This window comes from uncultured Pseudoalteromonas sp. (assembly GCF_963922945.1).
In the GTDB taxonomy this organism is placed as follows: Bacteria; Pseudomonadota; Gammaproteobacteria; order Enterobacterales; family Alteromonadaceae; genus Pseudoalteromonas.
Genome location: NZ_CAWUKC010000058.1, coordinates 1 through 25,306 on the forward strand (window position 1 = coordinate 1; position 25,306 = coordinate 25,306).

Below are 25,306 nucleotides of genomic sequence, written 5' to 3' on the forward strand. Positions count from 1 at the left end.
AGAGCTAGTCAGCTAAAAATTCTTTAAATACAGTTTCAAACTTGTGCAATTTAGGCGCAATTAAAATACTACAGTAACCCTGCTGTGGGTTTTCGTTGTAGTAATCTTGATGATAATGCTCCGCTGGGTAATAGGTGGTAGCAGGGCTAACTTCTGTCACGATTGGCTCGCTAACATGGTTTTGTAGCTGAGCTATCAGCTCATTGGTTTGCTTTAATTGTGCATCGCTGTGGTAGTAAACAACACTTCTATATTGGGTGCCAATATCGTTACCTTGGCGATTTAATTGCGTGGCATCGTGTAACGTAAAAAACATGCTAAGTAGTGTCTCAAAGCTCACTACAGCGCTGTCATACTCTAGCTGAACCACCTCAGCATGGCCTGTTGTACCAGAGCAGACTGATTTATACGTGGGGTTATCGGTATTGCCACCGGTGTAACCTGAGCTTACGTTTAGTACACCTTTTACTCGTCTAAATGCGGCGTCTATGCACCAAAAACAGCCGCCACCAAATGTTGCTAATTGTTTTGTTGAGCTCATAGGTATTCCTATTAAAGTATACAAAGTTTAAGGAGCATAAATTGAATACGCCGCAACAACAAGTACGGCGCAGTGTAAAATTTCTTTAAATGCTCTCGCTATCTTTTAGCGGGTGAGTGTCGGCCTGTTTATTGAGCTTTTGCTGTAAAAACTCAGGTGATTGCGTATTGCGAGCTAGGGCATAATACGCCGCAGGCACAACATAAAGCGTTAGCAGTGTTGATACAATTACTCCCGTAAATACGACCACACCAATCACCATACGGCTTTCGGCGCCTGGACCTGACGCTAGTACTAAAGGCACAGCGCTCATTACCGTAGTTAATGAGGTCATTATTATTGGGCGTAAGCGCTGCGTTGCGGCGTGTAAAATAGCTTCACTAAACTCAACGCCTTTATCACGTAATTGATTTGTAAATTCAACGATTAAGATACCATTTTTAGCACTTAAACCTATTAACATTACAATACCTATTTGGCTGTAGATATTAAGCGTTAAACCGCTAGTCCATAAACCAAACATAGCGCCCATTAGGCCAAGTGGCACTGTCAGCATTATTACAAATGGGTGTACAAAGCTCTCAAATTGCGCTGCTAAAACTAAAAATGTGACGGTAAGGGCAAGCACAAATACATAGGTCATGGCTGATGCGCCTTCGTAAAATAGCTGCGATTCACCTTTGTAATCTACAGCACCATCGATGTCGTTTTCCTCTGCGGCGACTTTGTTTAAAAAGTTAAGTGCTTGCTCAAGTGTATACCCATCTGCAAGGTTAGCGCTTAAGGTGATGGCGCGCATACGGTTATAACGATTTAAACGCGACGCGGTAGCTTCCTCTTTTAAGCTAATTAAGCTATCTAACGGAACTAGCTCACCGCTGCGCGACTTAAGGTAAATATTTGAAATATCAGTAGGGTTTGTAAAGTCCTGTTTAGTACCCTTTAAAATTACATCGTATTCTTCACCGCGGTCAATAAACGTAGTTACACGGCGCTGGCCTAGCATGGTTTCAAGGGTGGTGCCAACATCGGATACCGACACACCTAAATCGGCGGCTTTGTTTTTATCTATGCTGACTAAAAATTGCGGAAAGGTCTCTTTGTAGTCGTGATCGATTCTTACCAAGCCTGGGTTCTTTTCTGCGCGTTCTATTATACGGTCGCGCCAATCGGCAAGCTGTTCATAATCGTTACCTTGCAATACAAATTCAATAGGACGAGAAGAACCACCACCGCCAATACCACGGCGCATAATAGCAAAGGCACGTACGTCTGTTACCTCGGTCATTTTAGCGCTTATTTCATCCATTACTTCCCAAGTAGAGCGCTTGCGTTTATCCCAATCGGCCATGCCGACAATAGCAACACCGCCACTGCCGCCCCAGCCAGGTACGCGCACTAAAACTCGGCTTAATTCACCTGCTTCTGAGTAAGGGAGAAGGCGCTCTTCTATTTTTGCCATGTTAGCTGCGTTGTTTTCATAACTTGCACCTTCAGGGCCGCTCATCATTATAAAAAACGTGCCGCGGTCTTCTTTTGGCGTAAGCTCAGAAGGGACTTGTAAAAATAATGAGTAACTCACAAAACCAGCAAGCACTAGGCTTACCATGAGGCCCCATTTTTTAGTCATATTTGAAGTAAGCGATTGGCGGTAACTGTTTTCAATTTTGCTAAAAACGCGGTCCATCCATTGGCTAAATTTACTTTCTTTTTCTGATGACTTTAAAACTTTAGAGCACAGTGCCGGCGAGAGCGTAAGCGCGGTAATACTTGAGAAAAACACCGCGGCACTTACCGCCATTGCAAACTCTGTAAATAACGCACCAATGCGGCCATCCATAAACACTAAAGGTACAAATACCGAAATAAGCACAAGTGTTGTGGCAATAATTGCAAATCCTACTTCGCGAGCACCTCTAAAGGCGGCTAGAAGAGGCGGCTCGCCAAGCTCGATGCGACGATGAATATTTTCAAGCATTACAATGGCATCATCTACCACTAAACCAATTGCTAATACCAGTGCAAGCAGAGTTAATAAGTTAATTGAATAACCCATGGCCAGTAAAAACATAAAGCTGCTAACCAGTGCTACAGGTACGGTAACCGCAGGAATAAGCGTAGCGCGAATATTACCTAAAAAGATATAAATTATTAGCACCACTAAGCCCATAGAAATGGCAAGTGTGCTGTATACCTCGCTGATTGATTCTTTTATGAAAACAGAGGAGTCGTAGCTGTCTTGAATAGTTGTACCTTCTGGCAAGTTACGCTTTATTTTTTCAAGCTCGCTGCGTGCGTTATCTACTACGGTTAGGGTGTTTGCTTTGGCCTGTTTTACTATGCCTAAACCAATCATGTTACGGCCGTTGCCACGGAATAAGCTTTCATCATCAGCGGCTTCTAACTGTACGTCGGCAACTTCGCCTAAACGAACAAGGTAGCCGTCTTCACCACGTTTAATAACAAGGTTTTGAAAATCACGTTGGTTTTTATAGCTACGTGCTGTGCGTACGGTAAAGTCGCGGTCGATAGATTCAATTTCACCTGCGGGTAGCTCTACGTTTTCGCTGCGTAGGGTGCTCTCTATATCGCTTGAGGTGATGCCACGTGCTGCCATAGCTTGGCGGTTTAGCCAAATTTTCATGGCGTATTGGCGTTCACCACCAATACGTACATTAGAAACGCCATCTACAACAGCTAGACGGTCAACAATAAAACGCTGGGCGTAATCACTCAGTTGCAGCGAGTTCATGGTCTCACTGTTTAATACAAACCATACGATAGGGCTTTCGTCACTGTTGGATTTAGACACCTCCGGTGGACGAACTTGCTCAGGCAAGTTATCAAGTGCACGCGCTACTCGTTCGCGTACATCATTAGATGCTGCATCGATATCGCGGTTTATGTCAAATTCAATAACAATGTTAGAACGGCCATTTCGACTTGAAGAGTTAATACTTTTAATCCCTTCAATACCCGAAATTCGATTTTCTAGAATTTGCGTTATTTTTGTCTCAACAATTTCTGCCGACGCACCTGTGTAGTCAGTACTAATACTAACAATAGGCGTTTCAATATCGGGGTATTCCCTTAGCGGCAACATAGAAAAAGCAACCAAGCCAAATGTTAATAAAAGTAAGTTTATTACAATGGCAAAAACTGGGCGTTTAACGCTAGTATCTGTTATTTTCACCAGTTAGCCCTCAATACTTACTTTGCTACCAGGGCGAATTTTAATGATACCCTCGGTAATGACTTGTTCGCCATCGCTAAGTCCTTTATCAATGGCAACCCAACCATTATTTCTGCCAGCAACATGTACCTCTATTTTATTGGCGATACCATCTTTTACTTGGTATACAAAGTGTTTGTCCTGTAGAGGGATGACCGCTTTTTCTGGCACCATAAGGGCTTGCTCACTACTTAGCTCCAGTGCGGTATTTAAAAGCATACCTGGGCGCAATAACCTCGATTTATTAGCAAAACTTGCAGTTACTTCAACACTGCGAGTAATTGAATCGATGCGCGAACTAATATGAGTCACTTTGCCAGTGAAAGTGTGATCTGGGTAGGCATCATTTTGAGTATGAACTTTCATGCCTAGGTTAAGTTGAGACAAATATTTTTCAGGAACTTTAAAGTCAACTTTTATAATACTAATATCATCAAGTGTAGTAATAATTGTATCGTTACTGACATAAGCACCAACCGACACTTCTCGCTTGCCTAATAAGCCAGAAAATGGTGCGCTAATAAGCATTTCATCAAGTTTTGTTTTCGCGCTTTCTAGTTGAGCTTGTGTTGCATCTACACGAGAAAGTTGCTCTTCTAACAATGACTTAGCGGTAGATTGTGTGCGAGAAAGCTCGGTTAAACGACTAAGTTGACGTTTTTCTTCTTTTAAGTTGATGTTTAGCTCTTTTACAGCGTATTGCTCTTGTTGATTTTGTAGCTGCACAAGGCGTTGACCTTTACTGACTAAGTCGCCATCTTCAAAATAGATCTGGGTAACATAATCGCTTTGTGCGCTTTTTATATAAATGGCTTGGTTTGCGCGTGCACTGCCTATGGCTTCAATCATAACGGTGTTTTCTTGAGACGATACCGTATGAGCAATAACCTGTGTGGCTCGGTCGCTTGCATTAGACTGTTCACCGTGGCTAGATGGTAAATATAAGTACACACTTAAAATAACAAGAAGTGTAATTAAAAATGGAAAAAGGGCTTTACCTGACTGTTTTGGATACATCGATTTCATACCTGAAAATAAATTGTAAGTATTGTACGAAATAAGACCGCGAAAAGGCGGTTATGTGTCTCATAAATTTGTGCGTTAAGCGTAAATTGAATGAGGCTAATTGTTTGTTCCTATTTAGCACTAAAATTATGATAAAACGATGAAGCAACCACCGCAGTGTAAAACCTGCTTAACCATGAGAAAAATAATACTTTGGGGTATTATTATGTTTTTACTTTATATGGCTTTTTTTCAGTATGGGTAAGCCAAATTTAATAATAAAATACAGGGCACAAGGCTCACGCAATGGCATTGAGGTACTAGTAGTCGGCAGTGTCGGGTTGGTGTTTATTATGCTGTTTAATTTACTGCGCCCGGGTGAAATAAGCTTAGTAGAAATTTTTTTAGTGAGTATGTGCCTTGCCGCCATTTTTATTGGTTTTTTAAAAACACAAGAGCCATATTATAGTTTACTACTTAGTGAGTCTTCACTCGTATATCAGCACAAATATGGCATGTGGCAGTTAAATGCTAGTAACCTACATCACAGCGGTATTCCTAAGGTGGCTGATGGCCTTGAGTACCTTGAGCTTAATGCTGTGGGTTTAAAACTCAATGATGTAGACGAGTTTTTAACTGCGATTAGCCCTCGTATTGCCGGGAAATTACTGATAGAGCAGCGTAATTTATTTATGCAAGCTGTTCAAAAACATTGCAAAAATGGCAATTGCCCATCAGAATGGTTAATAGAAGATACACATTACACCTCTCCTAAAGGATTCAGCTATACTGGTCTGATAGCTATGTTTGCTCACAGAGCCAAGCACCTTGAGTTGTTAACGGGATATAACTTACTGTTACCGGCAAGTGTATTAGAGACTGATATTTGGTCGTTTAGTGCCGATTTAAACAAGTGGAAACGCGCACCTGAACGGTTTATAGCATCGCAAGTTAATCACTAAATGCGATAGTAGGAAAAAAAATGAGCCAAGAAAGATCTTTTATTAAAAGTGGTCGCAATACCATCATTCATAAAGATAAAAAGCTTGATTTAGTCATCGTCAATGCAGAGCAGCACCCACGCATAAAGGTAACTCAAAACGGTTTAGAGCCATTCAAAGAAGAGCTGCCTAAAAATCGTCGTGATGCGAAAGAGCGCTACCTTGAAATTGTTAATGTTAGTAGTGCTGATATTTTTGGTGAAGAAAAGCAGTTATTATTTATACAAGCGCTAGATGGGCGTGAGTACAAAGTTGATTACTCTAAAGTAGGCACTAGGCTGTTTGTGCGAATTCATCAAGAAACGTATATGTGACGTCAATCTGCAATTAAACTTATCCATATGAAGGCTTAAACGTGTCGCTTGCGGCGTTAAAAATTTTCATTTACGATTGCATCAATGCAGCAAGTAGAGCAATTTCCGAGAACAACTAAACAGCGAATTTTTTGCATAGCTACCAACACGTTTTTTCAGCCCCAAAATAAATCACTTAATTAAGCGAATTAGCATAACTCTAAATGGCACTTTTATTGCTTGTGATTACACTATAGTAATTATTTGACATTATAGGTGCGTTTTATGAAGGCGTTTGCTTTTACTCCCCTTATATCTTGTTTTTTATTGGCTGCCTGTGGCGGTGGTGGCGGTGGTAGTGATGATACTACTGTTGAGACCACAGTTAATGCGGGCTCGGATCTACAAGTTGTAGAAAAAACAGAATTTACAATCACCGCACAAGGCTCTCCGGCCGATGGTACCTTCACTTGGCAGCGCGTTAGCGGCCCATTAGTAGATGGCTTTCCGCTTGAAGGTGCAGAGCAAACAATTACTGCGCCCGACGTAAAAGCTGATAGTGAACTTGTTCTATCTGTAAGCTATCAAACAGGTAACGGTAGCTTAGTCAGTGACAATGTGAGTATATTTATTACATCAAATAACCAGTTGCCGCTGGCTGTTGTTAGCCAAATAGCTCCTGAAACGCTTCCTTCAACCTATAATGACACTGTAACGTTAAGCGCTGAAGAGTCGAGCGATCCTGATGAAAATGGCCAAATTAATAGCTATCAGTGGCAATTAATTTCAGGTCCAGAGCTTGATATTGCTGACTTTGATAATTCAACGGTAAGTTTTAGCCACCCGCTGCTAGAGTCAAATACGAATTTAATATGGCAACTGACCGTCACCGATGATGAGGGGGGGGAAGCAAGCACAGAATATAGCATGACTCTTAATAAAACCGATGAGCTGGTTGTAGCCAATGCAGGGGATGACCAAAACGTTGAAGAGTTTGAAGAAGTGAGCTTAGATGCAAGTCAAAGTGACACCCTTACTGATACATTTTCGTGCAGCTGGCAGCAATTAACAGGTAATGCTGAAACGTTGGCAAATGAAAACCAATGTACCACAACATTTTTTGCCTCTGACGTTGATTTGGATACCACGTTGAGTTTTGAAGTCACTGTAACTGATTCTAAAGGGCGCACTGATACCGATAGCCTTTTTATTGACGTATCACTGAAAGCGCTTGGGCTAATTAATGATAGTGGATTAGGTGAGTGTTATAACAATACGCAGCGTATAAATTGTCAAAGTAGTGATTTTCCGGGGCAAGATGCAGAGCTTGGCCGAGACAGCTTTGCTAACCAACTCGATAAAGCAGGCCAAGGTAATCTTGCGTTTGACTACACTAAGCTAAACCAGTTTGCCGACGAAGTCGCTGATGATAGCAACGATTTTACGTGTATTCGCGACAACGTAACAGGGCTTGTATGGGAGGTTAAAAGTGTAGAATCAGGCACACTCCCAAATACCACTTTACGCGATGGCCAAAACCATTATTTTTGGGATCTAGGTACAACCACCTTTACCGATACAAGTACAGCTAACACCACCTGCCCAGACGATACAAGCTGTGGTGTGCAAACTTATATAAATGAAGTGAACGACTCAGATTTTTGCGGCGGTACCAATTGGCGCTTACCAACTTACACTGAGCTGTTGAGCTTAATTGATTATGGCAAGCAGGGCGAAAATGTATTAATAGATGAATCGTTTTTTCCTAATATGCCAGAAGCAGGCGCAATAGATGATGTAAATTTACCTTATTGGACGTCGCAAACCGCAGCGGATGGTACCAGCTTATCGCAAGCTTATATCATAGATATGAGTAACGGCAATGACTTAGCTTACCCTAAAGAAAAATACGCGTATATACGTCTAGTGAGAAGCCGATAGGAGAAAACCATGAAAACAAATTTACTATTTTCGATGGCTATATTTAGTGTCAGCTTTCAACTAGCCGCAGCGCAAACGTGTTACGACGGGGCGGATACAACAACACCAACCACCCGCTTCACCCTTAATGACGATGGCACAGTTTTAGATACAGAAACAGGCCTGATGTGGCAGCGTTGTAGCTACGGTCAAGTTTATGACAGTGACACGCAAACGTGTGCAGGTTCAACACCGTCACTTAATTGGCAAGAAGCGCTCAGAGGCGCAGAAAACGACACCACGGCTAATTATGACGATTGGCAGGTGCCTAACATCAAAGAGCTTGCGAGTATTTTAGAGCACAGCTGCACCGAGCCAAGTATTAACGAAGAGGTGTTCTTAGGTACTAAATTGCAAAACTACTGGACGAATACTTCGGGTGTTAGCACGATGAGCTCTGCATGGGTTTATCAGTTTGATAGTGGGCTAAATAGTTTACACGCTAAAACTAGTGACGTGTATTTACGTTTAGTACGTTATGAAAACTAATACGCCACTAAATTAGTAGTGATAATGTTTAAACAAAAAAGCGTTGCTAAACTTAGCAACGCTTTTTTACATAAATTTACGATATTTCAACCATAAAGCGTATACAACGTTGTTACTTTGTCGTTTTTTTTGCCATTATAGGCCGAGTTTTAATGACAAAGGAACATTGCGGTGTATTTAAGCTACTTTGGCTTGAGCGAAAAGCCATTTTCGATCTCGCCCAACCCCCATTATTTATTTTTAAGCGAACGCCATAAAGAAGCGCTTGCCCATTTAACCTATGGTTTAGGTGAAGATGGTGGGTTTGTTTTGCTTACTGGCGAGGTGGGCACGGGCAAAACAACGATTACCCGCAGTATGCTAGAGCAACTACCAAAGAACACCCAAGTTGCAATGATCCATAATCCAGCATTATCGGAGCTTGAGCTTTTAGCCAGTATTTGCGATGAGCTAAGCATTACTTACGACCCTCAAAACGCCACCCTTAAAAGTTTAACCGACCTTATTAAGCTGCATTTAGAGACTAATAATAAAGCGGGCGGGCATACCATTTTAATTATTGATGAGGCCCAGCTTTTAGCCCCTGATGTGCTTGAGCAATTAAGATTATTAACAAATATAGAAACAGATCATAAAAAGCTGTTGCAAATTGTATTGGTGGGTCAACCAGAGCTTCAAGCTTTGTTAAAGCGCACTGAGCTTAGGCAATTAGCACAACGAATTACAGCACGTTATCATTTATTACCACTTACCCAAGGGCAAACAGTGGCCTATATTAAGCACCGCTTACATATTGCGGGGTGTGATCAAGGCGTGTTTTCACTTGATGCTATGCAAACGGTACATCAGCTGACAGGCGGTATTCCACGGTTAATGAATTTAGTGTGTGAACGCGCGTTAGTAGGGGCTTTTTCAAAGCAGCAGCTTATTGTTGATAGTGATATTATAAAACAATCAGCACAAGAGTCATTGCCTATGGACTTTGTCGCTACGCAAAATAGCACGGTAAAATCAACAGGCCGTGTTTACTATTATTTGGCATTTGCTGCTTTATTTGCAGTGGGTGTTGGCATGTCGTTTATTATATAGCTAGGTAATTTATGTCTTATTTATTAGATGCATTAAAGCAATCTCAACAAGCAGATATGAGCGCCGAGCAATATGATTTGCAGGCAGCGCAGTTAAAACAGCAGCAAACACTCAACCGCTATAAAAAAATGGTTTGGCTATTAGGTGGTGCAGTAGCTGCGTCTATTACACTTGCTGGTGGTTTTGCTACGGGTAAGTGGCTGCAAAGCAGTGCACTATTAAAAGCAAACCAACCGGTTGGCCTTGTTAGCACTGATACTAAAAAACAAAAACAAGCAGAAACAGATGAGCCAATTAAAGCTAAAGATAATGCTGAAAAGCCTGTAACCTCTAGTCCTACAGAGACTGAAAAAAATAGTAATAAAGCTACAATTGAAGGGCAATGGGTCTATGTGCAAACACCATCGGGTGTACAAAAAATGCTGCTGACCCCACAAGGGCAGTATATTCCTATTAATGATAACCCGACGCAGCAGCAAGGCTACAATGTGCAAACCCCGTTAAATGCTTATGGGTATAATCAAAATACGCTTAATCAGCCAGTGTATAATGCACAATTACCTAACTCGCAAAGTTATAATCCACTTGCTTATAACGCACATAGCCAAAACGCACAATTTATGCAGCCGCAAGTGCAAAATACAAGCTCAGCAGGCTTAGATATGAGCAAATATAAGGTGCTCGGAAAACCCCTTGATACTGAAAGTTCAACAAGTCCTCAATCGACTCAAAGTAACCCTGAGCTTGACGCTGTACCGAGTAAGTTAAAAGATGCCTTTGCGCAGGCGATAAAAGATTCTGAGCAAGAGCAAGATTACGAAGTAACGCAGGCATCACGCAGCTCTTCACGAGTAGAACCGGTTGAATTATTGCCGGATGGTTTACAAGCCATGCTACCAAGCATTAAATACCAAGCACACATATACTCATCAAGTGCTGATAAACGCTGGATAAAGCTCAATGGGAGAGAGTTACACGAAGGGGATAGTATTGGTGCATTAAAAGTACGAGAAATTACCCCAGAGCAAAGTGTACTTGATTTTGATGGTTATGAGTTTAGCCTAAAAGCGCTTCAAGATTGGCCACAGTAATATCGTTATATTAAAAAGCCGCATTGAAGCGGCTTTTTTTAAGGTAAAATCGAATTTTTATAAAATCTTTCTAAATCAATATTATAATCCTTCGGCTTTACAGTTGACTCGAGTACATCGGCTGTTTTTTTGTTGGCCAAGTCAATATCTTGTACTTCGGTATAACGGCCATGCTTTGCACTATAGAAGGTTTTTACCACAGGCTTTAAAGGCGTGGTTGGGTTGCTTTGGGTTACTAAGCCAACTTTTTGACTTGAAAGCTTAACAAGAGTACCGACAGGGTGAATGCCAATACATTGAATAAACTTGGTGAGTAGCTCACCGTCAAAGCTATCAGGGCAGCCATCTTTTAAAATTTTAAACGCTTTAATAGGCTCCATGCCTGCTTTGTAAACGCGTTCTGCCGTAAGTGCATCATACACATCAACAATTGACGCCATACGCACGTATTGGCTTATCTCATCGCCTTTTTTGGCAAATGGGTAGCCTTTGCCGTCTAATCGCTCATGGTGCAGGCCGGCAATATCTACAGCAATACCTGTTAACCCTGCTTCTTCCAAAATTTGCTTTGAAAATAGGGCATGGTTTTGCATAATTTTAAATTCCTTATCACTAAAGCGGCCCGGTTTATTGAGCACTTCGTCAGGAATTTTAATTTTTCCTATGTCATGTAACAAAGCACCCGTAGTGAGCTCTACAATAATATCGCGCTCTATGCCTAAGTGTTTTGCAAAAATCCCCATTAAAATAGAGACATTTATAGAGTGCTCAAGTAAGTAAGCGTCTTTTTGGCGCATCTGTGTCAAGCAGGCAAGGGCATCTTGATTTCTAAAAATAGAGTCCATAAAGCCACTGGCGAGTTCTTTAAAAGGTGCAATGTCTAGATCTCTTCCTGCTTTTATATCACCAAACGCTTTTTGCTGAAGTGTTTTAGCTTCATCGTAAAGTTTTTTTGCTTTACCCATTTCTTGTTCGCTGCTGTGAACTTTAAACCACGGGTCACGTTTTTTAATCGCTGGTTTTGGCGTAGTATCTTGAGCTTGGGTGTCGGGTTCGGATTTAGTTAAGGTTTTATCTGGGTCTATCTCTATTTCTAGAATGCCTGCTTTTATCAGCTTATCGATACTTGCTTGAGTCTTAACCCAACCTTGATTCTTTATTTTTATACGCCCGCTTTGCCTTGTTACACTTTGCACAAACATACCGGGCTGTAACTTTGAGATAGAGATTATTTTCAATGCTTGCTTCTGTAATTAAGTTTTGTCTAAATTAGCATCATTATACGTTGTAATATAAAAAAAAAGGCACTTTTGAGTGCCTTTTTTTATTATTTTAGTAAATTAGTATTAGACGACTTTATTCATCATCCTCTACGAGTGTCATCAGCGATGTATTACCGCCCGATGCGGTAGTATCAATACTGATGGTTTTCTCGGTGATCAAACGTTTGATCAAGGTATCGTAATACTCTGAGCTAATTACTGGCAAAATAGCGCCTTTACGCTGTGCAAGTTGTTGGCTGAAGTAGCCTAAACGAGACGAGCGTGCAGCAACCACGGCACCCGCTAAATGAGGGTGAGCCAAAATAGCTTGTAGCTGATTTGGTTTTGCAACTTGGAATACGCCCTCTGCAACGCCTGTAGCAATAAATTTATCTTTAAATGCTACGGCTTCATCATAAAACAGCTCCGATGCTACCGTAATAACGGTATTACCTGCAGCAAGCGCTGTAATAATTGAAAGCGCCCAAAAGTTAAATGATGTGCTTTTATCTGCGTAACATACTACACAGCCACGCGCTTCAAGGTGCAAGGTGTTCGACTCACCTGTAGGCCCTGGCAATGTAGTGAACTTGCGCATGTGTTTTTCTAGGCGATTAAGTTGTGCACGCGCATCAGACAGCGTGAGTGCTAAATCATCCGCTAAATCATCAATAATTTCTACCGTTGCTACTTTAGCTAGCAACTGACGAACGGCTGATACACGGTCATTCAACGGTGTTGCGCGCCAAATTTTTTCATCGCGCATCGAGTTGGCCATCAGCTTTTCTACTTGCTCATTTGCACCGCTGTAATGGTGTAAATCAAGCTCGTCAGGTGTAAGGTTAGTCATTTGCACGTTATCAGGCGATGCTTTTTCTTTTACAAGACGTTGCAAGTAGTTAGGGCCACCGGCTTTAGGGCCAGTACCCGATAAACCACGGCCACCGAACGGCTGCACACCAACAATAGCACCAATCATGTTACGGTTTACATAAACGTTACCCGCGCGAGACATTTTTGCTAGGTATTCACAACGCTCTTCAATACGTGAGTGAACACCCATAGTTAAGCCATAACCTGTATTGTTTATTTGATCAATGACGTTGTCGATATCATTCGCTTTGAAGCGGATAATGTGTACACATGGACCAAATACTTCACGCTTAAGTACAGATAAGTCGTTAATCTCATACAAGCGAGGAGCAAAAAAGTATGCGCCATTTTGCGTATTATCAGGGATCTCACATTCGTAATGAAGTGTTGCATTTCCTTTTAAGTACTCAACGTGGTCATTAAGCGTTTTAAGGGCTTTTTCATCAATTACAGGACCAACGTCGGTAGACAGTAGTGACGGGTCGCCAACATGCAACTCTGCAAGTGCGCCTTTAAGCATATCAATAATGCCATCGGCTACATCTTCTTGAATAAACAATACGCGCAATGCAGAACAGCGCTGGCCGGCACTTTGGAAGCCCGAGCTTATTACATCATCAACAACTTGCTCTGGCAGCGCTGTTGAGTCAACAATCATACAGTTTTGACCGCCTGTTTCTGCAATTAACGGTACTTGAATATCGTTACGTGCAGCAAGCGTTTGCGAAATCAGTGTGCCCGTTTCCGTTGAGCCGGTAAACATAACTGCCTGAATTCGCTCATCAGGAACGATGGTTTTACCTACCTCAGAACCACGAGCAATGACGGGTTGAACAACGTGCTCAGGTAAACCAACCGAGAGCATTAACTCAATCGCACGAAGCGCAATTAAGCTTGTTTGCTCTGCTGGTTTTGCAATAACCGTATTACCCGTCACGATAGCAGCTGCCACTTGGCCTAAGAAAATAGCCAGTGGGAAGTTCCATGGGCTGATACATAAAATAACACCGCGTGCTTCAAAACGCTCATCATTAGCAAGCTCTTCTGCGCGCGCAGCGTAGTAACGACAAAAATCAACGGCTTCGCGTACTTCGTCAATACCATCTTGAGCAATTTTACCCGCTTCTTTGATACATATAGCCACAAGCTCGTCGTGATGACGCTCTAAAATATCAGCAACACGGCGTAGTAAGTTTGCACGTTCTTTAACAGACGTTTGCGACCATGACTCAAATGCCGCTTCGGCATTGGCCAAGATGTTTTTCATGTCATCACTCGACTGCAGTTTTACATGGCCGATGATTTCTTTGTGGTTCGCTGGATTTTTAACAGCTAAAGCGCCTTGTGGTACTTGGCTTTGATCAATTAAATGTTCGTTAAACCAGTTCTCAAGGTTTTCTTTAAACGGTGTAATTACATTAATATCTGTTAAATCCATACCCTTTGAGTTAGCGCGCTCATCGCCATATAAGTCAATTGGCATTTTAATTTGCGTATTGTACTTATTACGAAGGCCTTGCAGAGTCTCTACTGGATCTGGGAGAAGTGATTCAACAGGTTTAGTTGTATCAACAATGGCATTTACAAATGACGAGTTAGCGCCATTTTCTAGTAAACGGCGAACTAAGTAAGCGAGTAGGTCTTCGTGTTGACCAACCGGTGCGTAAACACGACATTGGATTTTTTCTTCGTTTACAATTTGGTCAAATAAAGACTCGCCCATACCGTGTAAACGTTGGAATTCAAAGCCTGTGTTATCACCTTTTGCAACTTCTAAAATAGTGGCAGCAGTGTAAGCGTTGTGCGTAGCAAATTGTGGGTAAAGCACATCACGTGCTTCTAGCATTCTGATTGCACACGCTTTGTAAGAAACATCCGTTGTTGCTTTACGCGTAAATACAGGGTAGTGATCGAGACCATCTTGTTGCGTAGTTTTAATTTCGGTATCCCAGTAAGCACCTTTTACAAGGCGCACCATCATTTTACGCCCAACGCGCGTTGCCAACTCTGTTACCCATTCGATCACAAAAATAGCGCGCTTTTGATAAGCTTGCACGGCTAAACCAAAACCTTGCCAGTTACCTAAATCTTCATCGCTAAATACGGCTTCTATTACATCTAAAGAAATATCTAAGCGATCAGCTTCTTCAGCATCTACGGTAAAGCCAATATCGTATTTTTTAGCCGCAAGTGCCAGCTCTTTTAGCTTAGGTACAATTTCAGCCATCACTCGTTCTTTATGTGTGAACTCATAGCGTGGATGAATCGCTGAAAGCTTAACTGAAATACCAGGGCTTTTAACTGGGCCACGGCCGTTAGCCGCTTTACCAATTGCATGGATGGCATTCATGTAGCTATCGAAGTAACGCTTGGCATCTTTCATGGTGCGTGCGCCTTCGCCTAGCATATCGTATGAGTAAACGTAGCCTTTTTGCTCTTTTTCAGCAGCGCGCTCAATGGCTTCATCAATGGTGCGGCCCATAACGAACTGCTTACCCATAATTTTCATAGCAAAGTTTACAGACTTGCGAATAACGGGCTCACCTAAACGACCAATGGTCTTTTTAAGCATACCAAATTGCTGCTCTTTGGTTTTGTCTGTGTAGTTAACCATTTTACCGGTTACTAACAATCCCCAAGACGATGCATTAACGAATAAAGAATCGCTACTACCTAAATGAGAGCTCCAGTCACCTTTAGCTAGCTTGTCACGTATTAAGGTATCTTGCGTGGCTTTGTCTGGTACGCGAAGTAAGGCTTCAGCCAAACACATTAACACTACACCTTCTTCACTAGACAGCGAGAATTCATTTAAAAGCGCATCAACACCGCTTTGACCATCTTGGTCTTTACGGATATTAAGTACGATCTGGCGAGCTCTTTCCCATGCACGACTACGTGCTTTAACACCCACTTCTGCAAGTGGTAAAATATGATCAATAACAGCATTTTCGTCAATGCGGTAAAAATCACGAATTTTCTGTCTTGTAGGACAGGTTGTTGTCAAATCGCCATTGAATAACATAAGCAACCCTCAGGAATGTTAATATGTAAATAGTAGAACAAAATATCTTCACTTTCGCTTTAGAGCCAAAGCAAACTTGCTACCAATTAAATTACCAGTGATGTAATGCGTGCATTCTAATTAAATTTCAGCAGAATATGCTGGTTAAATTTCACGAATTACGATAATTTACAGGGCATATTTTCAACTTATCCGTATAAAATTCTGTATGACAAGTCCAAATAGATTACGCTTGCTTGATCGTATTGATTTAGCAATTTTAGACGTTCTTCAAAAGAACGGCAGAATTTCTAATGTTAACCTAGCCAAACAGGTTAATTTAAGTCCTAGTCCATGCCTTGACCGTGTAAAACGTTTAGAGCAAGAGGGCTATATAGAAGGGTACTTTGCAAAGCTTAGCGAACAAAAGCTGAATCAGAGCTTAGTTGCGCATGTGCAAGTATCGCTAGTGGCATCGAACACCGCTGTATTTAAAGTATTTAAAGAGCATATACTCAAAATTGAGCAAGTTGTAGAGTGCGATATGGTAGCTGGAGGGTATGACTACCTGCTAAAAATTAGGGTTTCTGATATGGATGAGTATCGACAGGTGCTTGGAGATTTAGTTGATATTCCAGGGGTTGGTACGCATCATACTTATATGGTAATAGAAAAAATTAAGCAAGATCCTGGCTTACGCCTAGATATATAAAAGCCACATACTGATGGCAATCTATCACACACATTAAAAAAGCACCTTAGGGTGCTTTTTTAATAATCAAGGTTTAGGCCCAGCCCTCATAGCGCTTGCGGCGTGAAAGTACCACAGTAAGTATAATACCTAAAAACAAGCCTATAAAAGCAATAGCGCCACCATAGGTAAGTAGTTGGCGTTTTTCTTTTGCTGTGGCTGCTTGTTTTTGAGCACGTTCTTGCTCAAGTGTTGTTTGCAGCTCAATGATTTGCTCATTAAGTAATTTATTTTGATTAGTTAAGCTTTGATTTTGCTCTTGTAGTTGTGGCATCTCAACTTGTGCTTGACGCAGTTTGTTTTGCACCGTGCTCATTTCGTTACTGAGCGTTTGATATTGCTGATGAAGCCCTGGTGTTTGCGATATAAATTTAGACTCAACCCAACCTTCACGGTCTTTATCGTCTTTTATTTTTATAAAACCATTTTGTTCTTTTGATAGCACGGTTAATTGAGTGCCTGCATCTACAGAGCCAAGTAAGCGGTAGTTTTTACCTGCGCCTGAGCGCATAAAAGTATATAAGTTGTCGATTATATAAGCGGTGTCTGCATCTGATGAACCGGTTGTTTGAGTTTCTTGTGCTGTGCTTATAAACGAAGTGGCTATTAAAAGTAGCCCTAGTAAACAGTGTTTTAGCATTTATCTACCTTGTTAGTCTTTCCGTGTCCGTTGTGGTTGCGATTGAGATTTTCACATATGTAGTGAGATAGTATGGATTAAACGCATTAATAGCAAGGTCGATATTGTAACCCGTAGCGCTTGCAACTCGGTCAAAAAGGTTAAAAAATTTGCAAAATGAGGTGGCTTTGTTTATTTTGAGCACTTATTTATTTTAAAGGTAATCCTCACCCCTAATGGATACTGAGATAGAACTGAAGTTTTTGGTATCAGATGCCGTTGTTCCACTGATCCCCTCGCTAATCACACAATTTGCTAAAACGGTTATTAATAAACCTTCACGTAGTTTGCAAAATGCTTATTACGATACCCCAAGCAGAGAGCTGAGAGCCCTTGATATAGGTTTTAGAACCCGCTGTGCCGACAATAAATGCGAACAAACAATAAAGCTTGCAGGCGAAGTTGTTGGTGGATTACACCAACGCCCCGAATACAACTTGCCGATTGAATCAAATCGCCCTGATTTATTAGCTTTTGATAAAACTATTTGGCCTCATGGTATGCAAGTAAATGCTATTAGCGATAATTTATATCCTATTTTTAGCACTAACTTTATTCGCCGCACTTGGTTAATAGAAACCCCAAATGGCGCAAAAATTGAAGTGGTGCTAGATAAAGGCGAAATAGCAGCATCAGGTAAGGTTGATATTATTAGCGAGCTCGAAATAGAGCTTGTTGAGGGCAACAGAGACGAGCTATTTGCGTTGGCAGATAAACTTGTTAGTCAAAACTGTATTCGCTTAGGGTTATACTCAAAAGCAGCGCGTGGCTATCGCCTAGCTGATGAATCACCGCTTAAACCAAGTAAGTCTATTGGGTTTGTAAAATTAAAAAAACAAGCAACTCAAGAGCACGCACTAATAGAAGCTATGAACTTTGGCATTCGCTTTGTGCAAAAGCATGAGCAGTGCTACTTTGACAAGCCAAGTTTAAAAACGCTTAAACGCGTGACTGACGGTATTAGCTTAATTAGGCACAACTTTTGGTTATTTGATGATATTGTCAGTAAAGAGAGTACAGAACAGCTAAGAACTGAATTAAAGTGGCTCTTAAGTGAATTAGCGTGGGTTGAAAATGCAATCCAGTTAAAAACTTATACATCTAAGCGCCATGCATTTTATAAAAAAATAAATGCAGCGCCCGCATTAGCCCAGGTTATTAATGATTTGAAAGAACTGCAGCCAAGCATTGATGATATTAATGCGTTATTTCAAAGTGCACGTTACAACCGTTTATTGCTTTCGCTCACTACTTGGTTGGTTGAAAAACAGTGGCGTAGATTTTGGGGGCAAACCCAATTGCAGGCAGCAGAGCAGCCGGTTGCTAAAATTGCTAAGCGTTTATTTAACAAAGATTGGCAAAATTTAGATAAGCTACTCCCTAAAGAACAAACATTGACAGTAAAAGATTATTTAAGCTTACGTACCCAACTAGAGAACAGTTTATTAAGCGGAAATTGCTTAGGGTCGTTGTTTGATAAAGAAGCGCGTTTAGAGTTTAGACTACCTTGGTTAGATATTTCTCATGGTATGTACGAGCTCAGCACGCTTGAGTATTTAAAGCAACTTTGCGGCGGGCAAGAAGACGAACAATTGGCTAAGATCCACCAGTGGCTTGATCAAAAGTCAGATTATTTAGTCAGTGCAATGGAGCAAAGCCGTTTAGCGTCTTTTGATATAGAACCCTACTGGCAATAAATTAGGGGGCAGGTGTTTATGCACCTGCTCTAATTTTTATCGTCCCTTTCATTACAGTACCTCAGTTAACGATCCTCTTAATTTCTACACAATAAAAATGGTGCGTTAATCACTCGTTAACTATGCTTAGAGTCATCGGCCCTAAAGAGTAAAACGAAGATGAAGTATAGTATTGTGTTGCTATTTTTATTCACAAGTGTGGGTATATGTGCTCAAACCTTTACTTTTGGAGTCGTTCCGCAATATGAGCCTCAAAAACTCACTGCAATATGGCAGCCTTTTCTTAATAAAATAACCGAAAAAACAGGTGTGCAGTTTAAGCTTGTTACCGTGGAGTCTATTCCCGTTTTTGAACAAGGTTTTGCACAGGGTGATTATGACTTTGCTTATATGAACCCATGGCATAGTGTAATTGCTTTTGATAAACAAGGTTACCAACCTCTAGTTAAAGATGCTGCTCGCTATCTACAGGGTATATTAGTCGTTAACAAAAACAGTAAAATTGAGTCGGTTGAGCAACTCAAAGATGCTGAAATTGCTTTTCCTGCTCCTAACGCATTAGGGGCTTCTCTTTTGATGCGTGCCGAGCTTGCTTTGTTGTACGGCTTAACAATAAAGCCTATATATGTTCAAACTCATTCATCTGTATATTTAAATGTAGCGCTAAATGTAGCACCTGCCGGCGGCGGGGTGTTGGGCACATTAAAGCAACAGCCGCAAAACTTACAAAACAAGCTAAAAGTTATTTATAAAACTCGAAAGGTTAGTCGTCATCCCATTGTGGCCCATCCTTATGTAAGCCAGCATATCCAAGCAAAAGTTCAGCAAGCGATTATTGAAATAGGCAGCGATCCTAAGCAAAAATATTTACTGGCGGGAATTCCTATAATTGAACCTAGTAAAGCAAGTATTAAAGATTATCAACAGTTAACACAATGGGGACTACGTTCGTTTTATGTTGAAAATTAATTGGTGGCGTAGTTTAAGGTTTCAAAGCTTGTTAGCGGTAATGGCATTTGGCTTGCTGTTAATTTTTTTATTTATTTTTTATGCCTTGCCAGAGCAGGCTCGGTGGGTAAACGACGGGCTTTCTAATGCTGCACAGCGCTCTTTACAGCAATTATCTACATCAATAAAAACGCCTCTGTTAACTCGTCAATACGCACAACTGTATGAGCAATTAGATACACAACTTGATACAAATCCTAGCTGGATAGCCATTCGAGTCGTAGACTCATCTACAAGCAATCAATTATACCCTCTTGATGAGTGGCAGCCGTCAATCGTCAATGGCAATGTGATATTAAAAGAACAGATTAGTTTTTTAGATAACCCTTTGGCCGAGATAACCTTGGTTGCTAATTTTGACCAAGAGATCAAGGAGGCGTCAAAGCTACACTATACACTTATATATATTCAGTTTTTTATACTTGTAGTTTTTTTTATCGGCTTAGCTTGGCTAGTTGATTACAGAATCACGAGTCCTTTACGCGCGCTAGAAAGCGCTTTTTCTAAATTAGCGAAGGAAGAATTTGATTGTCAGGTCAGCGTACTGCAAAAAAACGAGATTGGCAGTGTTATAAATTCTTTTAATCGAATGGCTAGTGAGGTTGCGAGTAATCATCAAAAAGTAAATGCCCTAAGAATTCAAGCTGAGTCGGCCAGCAAAGCCAAATCTGACTTTATGGCGAGTATGAGCCATGAGCTAAGAACGCCCTTAAATGCTATTTTGGGCTTAGCTCAGCTGTATCAGTACGACAGTAAAGCAAACGAAAAACACAAAGAAAACGCACATAGTATTTACCAAGCAGGTGAGCACTTACTTTTATTGATTAACGATGTGTTAGATTTAACCGCTATCGAGTCGGGGAATATGCAGTTTAATTTTGAATACGCCCCCGCAAAAGACATACTGCAAAATGGCATTGAAATGGTGAGTGAGCTTGCTAGAGTTGAGCTTGTAACAATTAAAATCCATAATATTGATTCGCTTGAAGGGGTTTATTTATATGTTGATGGACGACGTTTCAAGCAGGTGTTACTTAACTTACTCTCCAACGCGATAAAATATAACACAGTGAGAGGAAGGATAGATATCTACTGTGAGGTTGTTGAGGGCAATCGCTGTAAAATTGAGATTAAAGATACTGGGTGCGGTTTTTCAGAGGATGATATTGTAAGGCTTTTCAAACCTTTCGATAGACTCGGAGCAGAGACCAGCAAAACGCATGGTACGGGCATTGGTCTAGTTATAACCAAAGAACTAGTAGAGCGAATGCAAGGAGAGCTAAAAGTAAAAAGCAAAATTAATGAGGGGTCGTGCTTTACTATTCAATTCAATAGCTTTCAACAAAGCGCTATAGCGACTATTCAAGCTGATAGAGCGTCAAGTCATACCTGTACAGTGCCAAAAGACTCAACCACAGGAAAAGTGCCTGTGTTGAATGTGCTAGTCGCAGAAGATCAACTAACCAATCAGCAGGTTTTAAAGCAGCAACTGACTATGCTCGGTGTTAACTCTATATTTGTTAACAACGGTGAGCAGGCGTGGCAGCTGTTGCAAGAGCAGTGTTTTGATATGTTACTTACCGATATTCAAATGCCATTGTTAAATGGCCTAGAGTTGGCTAAAAAGATACGTACACAGCCTCAGTTCAATGAGCTTATTATTATTGCTGTAACCGCCAATATCATGAAAAAAAACATACAAGATTGTTATAGCGCAGGGATGAATGGATTTTTAACAAAACCGGTAGAGCTTGAAAGTCTAAAAGCAACGTTGATAAAGCACACACAAGGTTTTGTTGATACGCATACTCAGCCAGTAAAAACACCAGAGCAGCCAGATGCAAAATACGGCCAACTAGATATGCCGTTGTTGTTTTCGATGCTAGGAAAAGACCCTAACGTACACTGTTTAGTTTTTCAAGCGTTTTTACACACGGCTCATGAACAAGTTAAATTAATTGAAGCATATACACATAGTTTAAATTACGCTGATTTATCTTTTCAGGCGCATGGTTTAAAGTCATCGGCTAAATCGGTTGCAGCGTTAAAGTTAAGTGACATTTGCCAACAAATAGAAAACTTAGCAGCAAAAAATAAGATAGATGACACCTTATTACCTAAATTACAAACGGGGTTTAATGAGGTGGTTACACAGTTAAAAGCTTACTGTAATGAGCATGAGGCATCCTCTTAATGCCTCATGTAATAGGGCTTTTTAATTAGTATTTAGCGGCTTGCCCTTTAGCGGGTAAAGAACTCAAAATAAAGTCGCGTAAGTCGTTATTAGAAAGCTTAAGGTCTTCATGGCGTAGATACATCATATGGCCGCTGCGATACCCTTTAAAGCTTAACCTATCTTTCATTTTTCCACTTGGGTCAAGCTGCCATAACGTATATTTGGCATCAAAGTAATTGGTTGCGCCATCAAAATAGCCCGCTTGAACCATCACATTTAAATATGGGTTTTGTGCCATCGCTAAACGTAAGCTTTCGCCGGTATTATTGTTAGTACGATCCCATGGGTGAACATTGCCAAATAAGTTGTATTTAATATCGGTTTTGTAATTAAGCTCTTCACGCAGGTAATAGTTAATTGCAGGCGTAAACGAATGCAGCCACGAGGTAAGCTCAGCCCAGTAGTCAGGTGATTCACCAGCATCGCGTTTATCAATACCTAAGTAGCGCGAATCTAAGCGCCCGACAGTTTGTCCGCGTTCACGTAAAAGCTCCTTCCAAAAAAATCGGGTGGGTATGTCTAAATTGTTTTGCGCTACAAACTGCTCTGACAGCCCAGCATATTCTGCCATTTTCTTTATTATTCGGCGTTTATTATCAGCGTCAATAAAACCACCTTTAGCAAGGGCAGGAATAAGCTCATTAATGGTAAATTGCTCTACCTCTGGTAATAATTCATTGAGGTCTTTTGCTTGTAAGTTTTTATTCAGAGCGTTGTGATACCACGCAGTTGCAGCAAAATACGGTAAGCGATTAGCCGCTTTTATAGGGCCGTCGCGTTTTATGCCAATATCGGTTGGCGAGACTAATACCACCCCATTTATGTACATCCACTGACTGTTTTGAAGCTCATGAGCAAGGCCAGATACACGAGTAGTACCGTAGCTTTCACCTATTAAAAACTTAGGTGAGCGCCAGCGCTCGTTACGGTTAACAAAAGTATTTAGCCATTCTGCTAAGTATTTAATGTCGGCATTAACACCAAAAAAGTGCTTCTTTTGCTGCTCTTTAGACAGGATTTCACCTTTAGCGTTTTCTACAACGCGTGAATAACCTGTATTTACCGGGTTAACATACACAATATCTGCTACATCTAAAACTGAGTAGGGGTTGTCTTTTACACCATAGGGCTGAATAGGGTAGCCTTCGTCATCAATTTTTAATACACGAGGGCCTGTATAGGCTAAATGCATCCAAACCGACGCAGAGCCGGGCCCACCATTAAACGATATTAGTAAGGGACGAGCTGCGGTGTTATCGACTTTATCACGCGTGTAATAAGTATATTGCAAGGTAGCAATAGCATCACCATCATCATTCCATACCGGCTGTGTGCCTGTTTTAACCGTGTAGTTAAAGCGTTCCCCATTTATTTTAGCTTTATGCTGAGTGATTACATGGCTATCAATGTCTATTTTTCGCTGATTCTCTGCTGTGACAGTGCCGCTAAGCAAGACAATAGCAACTGCAAAGGTGTAACGAGTAAAATGTGCAAGCTTCATGGTTGTTCCTTATTTTTGTTTAGATGTTATTAAAAATAAAAAACATACAAATAACAAAAGTATTGAGATTAATGGTCGATAATATTGGTTAAGCCTTAGCTTATTAATAGCGTTTATAACTAATTAGCCTCAATTTCCCTCAAGAATGTTTAGGTTAGTTAAAAATTCAAGTATATTTGTGCTTGTGTATTCAAATTAAATACACGCAATTGCGCCTAGAACAATGGACCTGGCCTACTAATTGGCTACATAAACAAAACTTTATTGGATGTTTCAAAGCTTGTCGCTTTTATACGAGTTTAAGTATTTAAAATTACATAATTAAAGAGAAGTTTATGCAAAGAGTATTAGTGGTTGAAGACAGCAAAGTAGTGCAGCAGGTGCTACGCCACTTAGCGGCTCAGTATTTAGATGTTGCTGTCGATTTTGCCTGGTCATTAAATGAATGCCAGGACTATATTGAAAAATATAAATACTCGCTGGCTTTAGTTGATTTAACCCTGCCTGATGCACCTAATGGCGAGGTCGCTAAATTCACACTTTCACACGCTATTCCTACCGTGGTACTTACCTCAAAAATTGATGAATATAAGCGCCAGCAAATGCTAGAGCTCGGAGTTATTGACTACGTAATAAAAGACAACCGCGATTCATACCATTACGCTATCAAATTAGTGGCTCAGCTTTTGAGAAATCAAGGCTGTAAAGCACTGGTTGCAGATGATTCTGTGTTAAGCCGTTCTTTAATGAAACAAATGCTAGAAAAGCAATTATTTGACGTAACCGATGCCCAAGATGGCCAGCAAGCGCTAGAGATTATAAAAAATAATCCTGAAATAAAATTATTGATGACTGACTATGCAATGCCATTAATGGATGGCTTTGAATTGGTTAAAGCGGTGCGTAACTTTAGAGGGCGTGAGGACTTAGCCATTATTGGGCTTTCTGGAGCTGGTAAGCACGGTTTGTCGGCTCGGTTTATTAAATATGGTGCTAACGACTTTTTAACAAAGCCATTTATGAATGAAGAGTTTCATTGTCGTGTCATGCAAACAATGGAGCAGTTGTCACTGATTGCGGATATTAAAGAAAGTGCTTACAGAGACTATTTAACGGGGATGTATAACCGCCGTTATTTTTACCAATATGCAGAGCAACTATTAAAAAAACAACAGCAAAATACGCTTGCATTACTCGATATAGATTTCTTTAAAAACATTAATGACACCTTAGGCCACGAAGCGGGCGATCAGGCACTAAAGCAGGTAGCCACATTAATTAAAACGACGTTTTCTAAGTTTACTGTTGCGCGGGTGGGCGGCGAAGAGTTTGCGATTATATTAGATGATATAGATACGGCGCGTGGGCGAGAGTACTTAGAAGGCTTTAGAAAAAAACTCGCTAAACATAAATTTTTAATCGATGAAAAACCGTTTGCTATCACCATAAGTATTGGTGTTGCTGATTTTCAAAACACTAATTTAACACAAGCTATGCGCATCGCTGATGCTGCCCTTTACGAAGCCAAAAACAATGGCCGAAACTGTGTTGTATAAATATAAAAAATAATACTA

The 25,306-nt window shown here is 40.8% G+C and carries 18 protein-coding genes; 11 read left to right on the plus strand and 7 right to left on the minus strand.

Annotation, left to right across the window (positions count from 1 at the left end):
- Positions 1–4: 4 nt before the first annotated feature.
- From msrA to AABI99_RS12465, 3 genes are all read right to left on the minus strand, one after another.
- On the minus strand, positions 5–541 hold the full coding sequence (gene msrA, locus AABI99_RS12455; protein ID WP_338366178.1) for a peptide-methionine (S)-S-oxide reductase MsrA: 537 nt from the start codon (positions 539–541) through the stop codon (positions 5–7).
- 85 nt (positions 542–626) lie between these two features.
- Entirely contained in the window at positions 627–3,734 is a 3,108-nt protein-coding gene (locus tag AABI99_RS12460) for an efflux RND transporter permease subunit (protein WP_338366179.1), read from the minus strand.
- A 3-nt stretch (positions 3,735–3,737) separates the two neighbouring features.
- Complete coding sequence (locus AABI99_RS12465) at positions 3,738–4,790, minus strand: efflux RND transporter periplasmic adaptor subunit (protein ID WP_338366180.1); 1,053 nt, start codon at positions 4,788–4,790, stop codon at positions 3,738–3,740.
- Between the two features lie 245 nt (positions 4,791–5,035).
- Here AABI99_RS12465 and AABI99_RS12470 point away from each other — a divergent pair, with 245 nt between their 5' ends.
- The 6 genes from AABI99_RS12470 to AABI99_RS12495 all read left to right on the plus strand — a co-directional run bounded on the left by AABI99_RS12470 (position 5,036) and on the right by AABI99_RS12495 (position 10,721).
- Entirely contained in the window at positions 5,036–5,740 is a 705-nt protein-coding gene (locus AABI99_RS12470) for a DUF2982 domain-containing protein (protein WP_338366182.1), read from the plus strand.
- Positions 5,741–5,760: 20 nt separating this feature from the next.
- Positions 5,761–6,093 (plus strand): hypothetical protein, encoded by a 333-nt coding sequence (locus AABI99_RS12475; protein WP_338366184.1) that lies wholly within the window; start codon positions 5,761–5,763, stop codon positions 6,091–6,093.
- Between the two features lie 264 nt (positions 6,094–6,357).
- The gene (locus AABI99_RS12480) at positions 6,358–8,013 is read left to right on the plus strand and encodes a DUF1566 domain-containing protein (RefSeq protein ID WP_338366186.1); all 1,656 of its coding nucleotides are present in this window, start codon (positions 6,358–6,360) and stop codon (positions 8,011–8,013) included.
- A gap of 9 nt (positions 8,014–8,022) precedes the next feature.
- On the plus strand, positions 8,023–8,541 hold the full coding sequence (locus AABI99_RS12485) for a DUF1566 domain-containing protein (protein ID WP_338366188.1): 519 nt from the start codon (positions 8,023–8,025) through the stop codon (positions 8,539–8,541).
- Positions 8,542–8,712: 171 nt separating this feature from the next.
- On the plus strand, positions 8,713–9,630 hold the full coding sequence (locus AABI99_RS12490; protein ID WP_338366190.1) for an AAA family ATPase: 918 nt from the start codon (positions 8,713–8,715) through the stop codon (positions 9,628–9,630).
- A gap of 11 nt (positions 9,631–9,641) precedes the next feature.
- On the plus strand, positions 9,642–10,721 hold the full coding sequence (locus tag AABI99_RS12495; RefSeq protein WP_338366192.1) for a general secretion pathway protein GspB: 1,080 nt from the start codon (positions 9,642–9,644) through the stop codon (positions 10,719–10,721).
- Between the two features lie 38 nt (positions 10,722–10,759).
- Here AABI99_RS12495 and AABI99_RS12500 read toward each other — a convergent pair whose 3' ends face one another.
- Complete coding sequence (locus AABI99_RS12500) at positions 10,760–11,959, minus strand: HD-GYP domain-containing protein (protein WP_338366193.1); 1,200 nt, start codon at positions 11,957–11,959, stop codon at positions 10,760–10,762.
- A gap of 118 nt (positions 11,960–12,077) precedes the next feature.
- The gene (putA, locus tag AABI99_RS12505; RefSeq protein WP_338366195.1) at positions 12,078–15,881 is read right to left on the minus strand and encodes a bifunctional proline dehydrogenase/L-glutamate gamma-semialdehyde dehydrogenase PutA; all 3,804 of its coding nucleotides are present in this window, start codon (positions 15,879–15,881) and stop codon (positions 12,078–12,080) included.
- A 208-nt stretch (positions 15,882–16,089) separates the two neighbouring features.
- Here putA and AABI99_RS12510 point away from each other — a divergent pair, with 208 nt between their 5' ends.
- A complete protein-coding gene (locus AABI99_RS12510) occupies positions 16,090–16,572 on the plus strand; it encodes a winged helix-turn-helix transcriptional regulator (protein ID WP_055014946.1) in 483 nt (160 codons plus the stop codon).
- Positions 16,573–16,645: 73 nt separating this feature from the next.
- Here AABI99_RS12510 and AABI99_RS12515 read toward each other — a convergent pair whose 3' ends face one another.
- Positions 16,646–17,251 (minus strand): TIGR04211 family SH3 domain-containing protein, encoded by a 606-nt coding sequence (locus tag AABI99_RS12515; RefSeq protein WP_338366198.1) that lies wholly within the window; start codon positions 17,249–17,251, stop codon positions 16,646–16,648.
- Between the two features lie 215 nt (positions 17,252–17,466).
- On the opposite strand from AABI99_RS12515, the gene AABI99_RS12520 reads away from it, so the two are divergent.
- The 3 genes from AABI99_RS12520 to AABI99_RS12530 all read left to right on the plus strand — a co-directional run bounded on the left by AABI99_RS12520 (position 17,467) and on the right by AABI99_RS12530 (position 22,189).
- Positions 17,467–18,987 carry a CYTH domain-containing protein gene (locus AABI99_RS12520; RefSeq protein WP_338366199.1) on the plus strand — a complete coding sequence of 507 codons (1,521 nt, stop codon included), beginning with the start codon at positions 17,467–17,469 and terminating at the stop codon, positions 18,985–18,987.
- Between the two features lie 159 nt (positions 18,988–19,146).
- Complete coding sequence (locus tag AABI99_RS12525) at positions 19,147–19,956, plus strand: phosphate/phosphite/phosphonate ABC transporter substrate-binding protein (protein ID WP_338366201.1); 810 nt, start codon at positions 19,147–19,149, stop codon at positions 19,954–19,956.
- Positions 19,943–22,189: an ATP-binding protein gene (locus AABI99_RS12530; protein WP_338366203.1), complete on the plus strand. Its 2,247-nt coding sequence runs from the start codon at positions 19,943–19,945 to the stop codon at positions 22,187–22,189. Before AABI99_RS12525 ends, AABI99_RS12530 begins: the two co-directional genes overlap by 14 nt.
- Before the next feature lie 25 nt (positions 22,190–22,214).
- Here the strand turns inward: AABI99_RS12530 and AABI99_RS12535 are convergent, their stop codons facing one another.
- Positions 22,215–23,732, minus strand: a complete 1,518-nt coding sequence (locus tag AABI99_RS12535) for a carboxypeptidase (protein WP_338366205.1) — start codon at positions 23,730–23,732, stop codon at positions 22,215–22,217.
- A gap of 335 nt (positions 23,733–24,067) precedes the next feature.
- On the opposite strand from AABI99_RS12535, the gene AABI99_RS12540 reads away from it, so the two are divergent.
- Entirely contained in the window at positions 24,068–25,288 is a 1,221-nt protein-coding gene (locus AABI99_RS12540) for a diguanylate cyclase (protein WP_338366207.1), read from the plus strand.
- Positions 25,289–25,306 lie beyond the last annotated feature (18 nt).

Excerpts from the sequence above, each read along its gene's own strand:
- AABI99_RS12480 (WP_338366186.1), top strand. The coding sequence starts at position 6,358 with ATGAAGGCGTTTGCTTTTACTCCCCTTATATCTTGTTTTTTATTGGCT.
- AABI99_RS12525 (WP_338366201.1), top strand. The coding sequence starts at position 19,147 with ATGAAGTATAGTATTGTGTTGCTATTTTTATTCACAAGTGTGGGTATA.
- AABI99_RS12530 (WP_338366203.1), top strand. The coding sequence starts at position 19,943 with ATGTTGAAAATTAATTGGTGGCGTAGTTTAAGGTTTCAAAGCTTGTTA.
- msrA (WP_338366178.1), bottom strand. The coding sequence starts at position 541 with ATGAGCTCAACAAAACAATTAGCAACATTTGGTGGCGGCTGTTTTTGG.
- AABI99_RS12470 (WP_338366182.1), top strand. The coding sequence starts at position 5,036 with ATGGGTAAGCCAAATTTAATAATAAAATACAGGGCACAAGGCTCACGC.
- AABI99_RS12495 (WP_338366192.1), top strand. The coding sequence starts at position 9,642 with ATGTCTTATTTATTAGATGCATTAAAGCAATCTCAACAAGCAGATATG.
- AABI99_RS12475 (WP_338366184.1), top strand. The coding sequence starts at position 5,761 with ATGAGCCAAGAAAGATCTTTTATTAAAAGTGGTCGCAATACCATCATT.
- AABI99_RS12520 (WP_338366199.1), top strand. The coding sequence starts at position 17,467 with ATGGATACTGAGATAGAACTGAAGTTTTTGGTATCAGATGCCGTTGTT.
- AABI99_RS12485 (WP_338366188.1), top strand. The coding sequence starts at position 8,023 with ATGAAAACAAATTTACTATTTTCGATGGCTATATTTAGTGTCAGCTTT.
- AABI99_RS12465 (WP_338366180.1), bottom strand. The coding sequence starts at position 4,790 with ATGTATCCAAAACAGTCAGGTAAAGCCCTTTTTCCATTTTTAATTACA.
- AABI99_RS12540 (WP_338366207.1), top strand. The coding sequence starts at position 24,068 with ATGCAAAGAGTATTAGTGGTTGAAGACAGCAAAGTAGTGCAGCAGGTG.
- AABI99_RS12510 (WP_055014946.1), top strand. The coding sequence starts at position 16,090 with ATGACAAGTCCAAATAGATTACGCTTGCTTGATCGTATTGATTTAGCA.
- AABI99_RS12515 (WP_338366198.1), bottom strand. The coding sequence starts at position 17,251 with ATGCTAAAACACTGTTTACTAGGGCTACTTTTAATAGCCACTTCGTTT.
- AABI99_RS12535 (WP_338366205.1), bottom strand. The coding sequence starts at position 23,732 with ATGAAGCTTGCACATTTTACTCGTTACACCTTTGCAGTTGCTATTGTC.
- putA (WP_338366195.1), bottom strand. The coding sequence starts at position 15,881 with ATGTTATTCAATGGCGATTTGACAACAACCTGTCCTACAAGACAGAAA.